General features: G+C 68.1%; 2 protein-coding genes. Both read left to right on the top strand.

Going from position 1 to position 5,746, the window contains the following annotated elements:
• The first annotated feature begins 642 nt into the window (after positions 1–642).
• Complete coding sequence (locus DN069_RS38480; protein WP_133260196.1) at positions 643–4,449, top strand: LamG-like jellyroll fold domain-containing protein; 3,807 nt, start codon at positions 643–645, stop codon at positions 4,447–4,449.
• Positions 4,450–4,532: 83 nt separating this feature from the next.
• Positions 4,533–5,746 (top strand): YncE family protein (locus DN069_RS38475; RefSeq protein WP_481557190.1); only part of this gene is annotated, 1,214 nt, incomplete at its 3' end.

Genomic DNA, 5,746 nt, shown 5'->3' with positions numbered 1-5,746 from the left:
GGGTCGGGTAGTGGAGCTTGCCCGGCGCGGGTGGGGTGGCGTTGTGCCCGTTGACCGAAGGGGTGTGGGGAAGGGCCGTGTTGGGCGGTGACCACACCTTGTGGTGGTCGACCGGCCAGTTGGCGGCGAACGCCTCGCCGCTGAGGGGGGCGAGCATGGTCGTCAGGGCGGCGAGGACGGATGCTGTGCCGAGCAGCCGGTGCCGCCCGCGCAGCCAATGTCCGATTCGCCGCTCCATGCGCCGCCTAGCCACAATCCACCCCTGTTTCGTGTGCAGTCCGCACCCGGCAACATCAGGGTGCGAATCAGACGGAACTCTGAGGGGGTTGCCTCTGTACAGTCAAGATTGTTCGATCAAAAACTCGCTGTGGCGGTTCTCACACGTGTAGATAGGTCCTGAGCTGCGACTTTATGTCCGGTCTTAAAGCTGGCTGTGTGTTGACCATGGGTCAGTCGGCCGGGAATCGTGCGGGTGACCTATACCCAACCTGCACATCTGAAATGAGAATCCGCATGTCTGCCGCCCCACCGATACCCCGTTCCCGACGCCGGCGCGGCAGACTCCGCCGTACCGCGGCCACGACCGTCCTGGCTCTGACGGCGGCTCTGCTGTCGCTCCCGGGGGCGGCTCACGCCGACACCGTGGATCCAGCGGTCGGTGATGCCCAGCACCAGCAGGATCTGCCGCCGGACGAGGCAGCGACGATGCGGTCGATCGCCCAGGCCAAGTCGTCAGGCTCACCTGTGGTCATCGACGCGTTGACCACCCCGTACTCGCAGACGCTCGCCAACCCCGATGGAACGTTGACGAGCACGCAGTCTGCCAGCCCCGTTCGGGCGAAGGTCGACGGCTCCTGGACACCAGTGGACGCCACGCTGGTGGCCAACAGCTCCGGCGGCTTCTCGCCGAAGGCCGCAGCCAACCCCCTGTCCATCTCCGCTGGCGGGACCGGGCCGCTCGCCACCATGACGGCACCGGACGGCAAGGCCCTGTCCCTGACGCTGCCATTCACGTTGCCTGCCCCCACCGTGTCCGGGGACGCCGCCACCTACGCGAACGTGCTGCCGGACACGGACCTGGTGGTCACCGCGACCGTTCGTGGCGACATCAGCGAGGTCCTGGTCGTCAAGACCGCAGCGGCCGCAGCGAATCCGGCTCTGTCCACGCTGAATATCTCCATGAGCGGACCGGGACTGACGATCTCGGCCGACTCCCAGAACAACCTGCAGGCCGACGTCGCCAACACCACCACCACGGACTTCTTCGCCCCGGCTCCCACCATGTGGGACTCATCGACCGGAAGCAGCACGGGTACCGCCGGCGCGAAGGCCATGGCCACCATGTCGGCGCCCAGCAGCACCGGAAGCTCTGACGCCTCCACGGCCACTGGTCCGGGTGGCGGCGCGCACAGTGCGGTGATGCCGACGACGGTCAGCGGCTCCACGGTGACCCTCAAGCCCGTGTCCAGCGTGCTGAGCGGCTCAAACATCCACTATCCGGTGTTCATCGACCCGTCCTGGATGAACTGGCAGGCCAGCGTCCCCTTCTGGACCTGGACGCAGTCGGCCTACCCTGACCAGAACAACTTCGGTCACACCGGCTCCAGCGACACGGACTTCCCTGGGGTCGGCACCTGCGGCTACTACGCCAACGGCGGCAGTTGCAGCCCGAACGACACCGAGCGCACGTACTACCAGTTCGACACCAGCAAGATCACCGGCTACACGGTTAACACCGCCACCTTGAAACTGCAGGAGTACAGCTCCGCGGACTGGTCCTGCACCAACACCTACGCGGTGTCCCTGTACCTTGCCAACGGCATCAGCACCTCGACCACCTGGAACCACCCGCCGGGTGAGGGTTCGATGGGCCTGACCGACCATGTTGGCGGCTCGGGTTCCTCCAACTGCCACGACAACGTGCCCTTCTCGTTCGATGTCACCTCCAAGGTGCAGGACGCAGCCACCTCGCCTTGGCAGCACATCGCGTTCGGTCTGCGGGGAGACGAGTCGAACGTCAACGCGTTCAAGCGCCTCGTTCACGAGCCGACGCTCACCATGACGTACGACATCACCCCGAACACCCCGACCAGCCTCTCAACCAGCAACCCCATACCGCAGGAGACCTCGGCCGGGACGAAGCAGCCGTGTGACGCGACGACCAACTCCACCACTGAGGCCTGGGTCGGTAACCCCGGCAGCGCCGGGCTCACCATGAGCGCCAACGTCTCCAGTCCGACCAGCCCCGCCCAGCCGGTCCGCGGATGGTTCGACCTGTGGGACGACTCGGCCACCGGTTTCCCGACCGTCGACAGCGGCTACTCGGACGGCGGCGGATACAAGTCCTCCGGCAGCACCGTTTCCTACACCACGGCCACCAGCAAGCTGACCGATGGACACGCGTACGCCTGGGACGCGAGCACCAGCGACGGACTGCTGTCCTCCGGGGCGAGCGCGCAGACGTGCCACTTCCGCGTCGACCTGCAGTCCCCCACCGTGTCCTTCGGCACCTCGACGGACTTCCCCGCCGCCGGTAGCGGCATCGCGCCGATTAAGTACGCGGGCCAGTCCGGGCAGCTCCCGTTCACGGACACCGACCCGGCGGCCAGCAACGGCCTGGCCTCTGGCGTGGGATGCCTTCGCTGGGGCACCGACCCAACTCAGCTGACCAGTGCCCCCTGGCAGTGCGGCAGCAGCATGCCGTCCGGGTCGATCACCGTGACGCCGACGCACTGGGGCACCAACCTCGAGTACATCCAGGCCGAGGACAACGCCGGCAACGCCTCCCAGATCGCCGGCTACGCCTTTTACGTGCCGTGGAACGCAAACGGGCCCAAGCCGGTCTTCGGCGACACCACCGGCGACGGTTCCGCCGACATGGTCGTCCCCAGCCCCGACGGCAACCTCTACAACCACGGCGTCCCCGGCAACACCACCGCCACCAGCCCCGTAATCTCCTTCGCGTCCAACCAGGCCAACAGCCCCAGCGGCGACGCGTGGACCGGCTACCGCATCGCCCACCGCGGCAGCCTGCGCGGCGGAATGAACGTCGACGACCTGCTCGTCCACAAGGACGGCAACAGCTACCTGTACACCTACAAGAACCCCGGCAACACCGGAACCGACGGCCGGTTCGACAGCAAGAGCCCCGTCGCCAAGCCCCCGTGCTACGACCCGAACAACGACGGCCACTGCGCCGGATACGCCACCAACTGGTCCACCACCGCCTCGTTCATCGCCACCGGTGACATCACCACCAACGCACTGAACGCGGGAAAGTTCCAGGACCGCACCGGCATCCTCACCGAGGAGACCAACGCGTCCGGCGACGACGCCCTGTGGTTCTACCCGTCCATCAGCGACAACACCCTCAACAACCCCGTGCTGGTGTCCGCCACCGGCTGGAAGGGCTGGGACCTGATCGCCTCCGGTGACTGGCACGGCGACGGCCGCCCCGGTTTCTGGGCCCGCAACCGCACCACCGGCGTCATCAACGCCTACACCTTCACGCTCGGTGCCGTCCCCGCCACCGACTCATTCGGCAACCCGATCGCCAACACCACCGTCACCGCCGTGACCGCGGTCAGCCCCGGCACACAGATCGGCAGCGGCGTCACCGCTGCCAGCTACCCCCTGGTCGGCTCCGACGGTGACCTGACCGGCGACGGCATCCCCGACCTGTGGGCCACCACCCCCTCCGGCGCGCTGCAGGTCTGGCCCGGCGTCGCCACCGCCAACCTGGTCACCGGCTTCGGGACGGCCAACGCCGCCGGCACCACCGCCGATTTCGACCAGTGGCCCCTCGCGCAGACCACCACCGAGCCCACCGGACTGCTTGACAGCGACACCACCAACCCCCTCACCGCCAGCGGCACCGGCGTGAGCTGGGCCGCCAACCAGCGCCTGACCGCCAACGCCGCCGTCAGCCTCGACGGCAGCAGCGGGCAGCTCACCGCCAGCACCGCTGCGGTCAACACCGCCGGCAGCTACACCATCACCGCCTGGGTGAACCTCAACAACCTCGCTACCACACAGACCGTGCTCAGCCAGGCCACCAACAACCACCAGGCCTTCTACATCGGCTACGACCAGCCCAACAACCAGTGGTACTACATGACCACGACGAGTGACACCGCCAGCACCAACTACCCCTACGCCGGCGGCGGAGCCGCCCCGGTGCATGGCACCTGGGCGCACCTGGCTGCGGTGTACAACGCGGGCAGCAACACCATGACGCTGTACGTGAACGGCGCCTACGCCGGCTCCGCGTACAACGCCACCCCTGCCTACGCCGCCAGCAAGCCCCTGGTCATCGGCGGCCTCGTCAACACGGGCGGCGTACTGCAGAACCCGGTCAACGGGCTGGTCAGCGACGTCCGGACCTTCGCACAGGCGCTGACCCCGGACCAGGTCAACCAGATCTGGAACACCACCAAGCCCTCGTCCTGATGAAAAGGGGTGCGGGGCCGCACTGCGCGGTCCCGCACCCTTTGCGCCTTCCCATCCGCACCCCGCCTACCGGAGTTCTCGTCGTGAAGCCCTCCCGTCGCCTGCTCGCCACGGCCACCGCCGCCCTGCTCGGCCTGACACCCCTCACCTTGGCCACCGCATCCGCCGCGTCAACCGCTGCTGTCGGCACTCCCCTTGCGATCGCGCACTTCTCCCACCTGGTCGTCGACCAGGCCCACGGCCACCTCTTCATCAGCGGCGGCGCTAGCACCAGCCAACTCCTGGTCACCGACCTCAACGGAACCCTCGTACAGCAGATTCCACTGCCCTCAGGCGCCACCGGCCTCACCCTCAGCACGGACGGCACCACCCTGTACGCCGCCCTCCCGGACAGTGACGCCATCACCGCCGTCGACACCGCCTCCCTGACACGGACCGCCACCTACCCGACCGGCGCCGGTACCCACCCCGACTCGCTCGCCGCCACAGCCGACACCGTCTGGTTCGGATACACCACCGGCAGCGGCGGCAACATCGGTGCCCTGACCCCCGAGGGCACCATCACCCTCGCCCGCGACACCCAGACATGGTCCACCTCGCCCACCCTCACGACGACACCCGGCGCACCCGGCCTCCTGGTCGCCGGCGCCGAGAACTGGTCCATCAAGATCCCCGACACCGTCACGCTCTCGGTCTACGCGGCGGCCACAGGCACGCTGACCCGCACCGCGGGCACCACGTTCGACTTCTACGCCCTCAACGACTTCGCGCTCACGCCCGACGGCAAGGACGTTGCGATCGGCTCCAACGACGGCACCGCGAGCGGCTTCCTGCGCACCACGGACCTCAGCCGCGACCCGGCCAAGGCCGACGGGCTGTTCGGCACCGCCCTCGCCATCGCCCCCGACGGCACCGTCGCCAACAACCAGAACGTCCGGGCCTACCAAACCCCCTACAACTACTACTTCACCGGCCCCGACCAGCGCATCGCCTCACACGGCCTGGCCTGGAGCGACGACGAGACACGCCTGTACGCCGTCCTGACCGACGACTCCGGGAACAACCCCACCCTGCAGATCCAAACCAACCCGGAAGTCCAGACCTGCCAGCTCCGGGTCAACACCCCCAGCACGGCGGTCGCTCCCGGCAGCGCGCTGAACATGGTCGTCTGGGACGACTGCACCGCGCCCCTCCCTTCCGACGCCGTCCTGCACGTGACCCGCTACGATGCCGCCCACCCCCACGGCATCGCACTGCCCGACCTCCCCGCCAGCCCCCGTGGCGGCTGGGACACCTT

Origin of the sequence: Streptacidiphilus pinicola (assembly GCF_003258295.1) — a bacterium.
GTDB classification, from domain to species: Bacteria; Actinomycetota; Actinomycetes; order Streptomycetales; family Streptomycetaceae; genus Streptacidiphilus; species Streptacidiphilus pinicola.
This window is presented reverse-complemented; position numbering and strand designations above follow the sequence as displayed.